2 protein-coding genes are annotated in these 1,396 nt (G+C 42.1%); both read right to left on the bottom strand.

What is annotated here, in order from left to right:
* The coding region (locus tag NG798_RS26960) for a type IV secretory system conjugative DNA transfer family protein (RefSeq protein ID WP_261226808.1) at nt 1-914 on the bottom strand (914 nt) is incomplete at its 3' end.
* A partial coding sequence (locus tag NG798_RS26955) for a hypothetical protein (RefSeq protein WP_261226807.1) occupies nt 911-1,396 on the bottom strand: 486 nt, incomplete at its 5' end. The genes NG798_RS26955 and NG798_RS26960, both read right to left, overlap by 4 nt.

The raw sequence follows: 1,396 nt of genomic DNA, 5'->3' as shown, positions 1-1,396 counted from the left end.
TTAGAAGCTTCATCCATTCGTTGCGCTAAATTAGACAAACTGAGGATAGCCTGCGCCGTCATTAAATCACAGTAACTAGGGTTGCCGGTGAGAGTTCCTACAGCTTTTGTTACTAACAAAATACCTTCAACTAAACTATCACCGGCCTCTTCAAAGAATTTATCACTGCTGGCTTTACCACCAGAACGGTCAAAATTACGTCCAATCACCTGTGCTAATTGACCGGCACTAACAGCATCTTCCTCATCTCGAATTAAATCTAAAGGATTGCAAACTTCTGATTCAGGCCGGCCTGGTGAAAACACTTTAACAGTGTACCCTCGTTTAATAGCGTAAGCGACGGCTCTTTTTGTCTGAGCAGGATATTTAAAATCATACAAAAGCATGGGGAACCCCTGATCTAATGCTGACCGAATTAACGGGTCAATTACCGAAAAAGTTTTACCTGTACCCGGCGCACCAATTACAGAAACTCCACGTTGAACATCTGGTAAATAAAGTGTCGGTGTTGAATTTAGAAAACCAAACAAATCTTTTTTAGGTGCTGACTTTAACAAACCATCCTTTTGCCACGCAGCTTCCAATTGCTTTTTGATATGTGCCGGTTGACCGACATAAAGAGCACAACTATTGCGGGTGGGGTTCTGGATCTGTTTTTTAGCTTTAGTTGCAGCTTTGGCTTTTTCTTTACCCGTAGCCCACCGGCCCCGCGCAGTTTTTCCTTTTTTTCCACCACCCAACCAGTTGCTCAACACCAATAACCCAATCATAGATAAAATTAGTAAGCCGGTGGGGGATTTTAAGCGCGTCACGAGTCCATCTACTGCCGGTGGTAAAGGCTGGTCAACAGGTCTCTGTAAACTCTGTAAAACAACAGGTGATTCCCGTGATGTAAAAAAGTGAGTTTCCATCATTTTTTCCTATTTTTAGTTTTATTGTTTCTAGGCGTTTTAGGTTCTTTGGTATTCTTATTAAGAGGAGGCTCCATCTCTTCTGGTACAGAGGTAGTAGAATTTACTCTCAATAAAGCCGAACCATTCAAACAAAACTCAGTCTGCTGTACACCGGAATTAATTGCCTGTGTAACCAATAAACAAGGGTAATCATTTCTGAGGTTTTCAGAAGCGGATATAATCTCAGAATCGGTTGGTTTATTTTTGTTCAGCAGCAAACTCAATACTCGTTCTCCACGTTCGTTATAAACAGTGTGTAAACAACCGGCCTTCCCACAGAGATAGGGAGTATTGAACCTAAAAACGTAGAAGGTTTTAGAATTCCGACCCCCGATAGGCAAAACCTCAACGAATTTAGGAGAAAGCCCATTTGCGTCCTCGTAGTTAGAAGCAATCACTCTTTCAACAAAAGCCGGTGGTAAAATCGAATTGGCCGGTTGCCA

Origin of the sequence: Ancylothrix sp. D3o (genome assembly GCF_025370775.1) — a bacterium.
Lineage (GTDB): Bacteria > Cyanobacteriota > Cyanobacteriia > Cyanobacteriales > Oscillatoriaceae > Ancylothrix.
The sequence above is the reverse complement of the archived record's forward strand: the minus strand, read 5'-3'. Positions and strand labels throughout refer to the sequence as shown.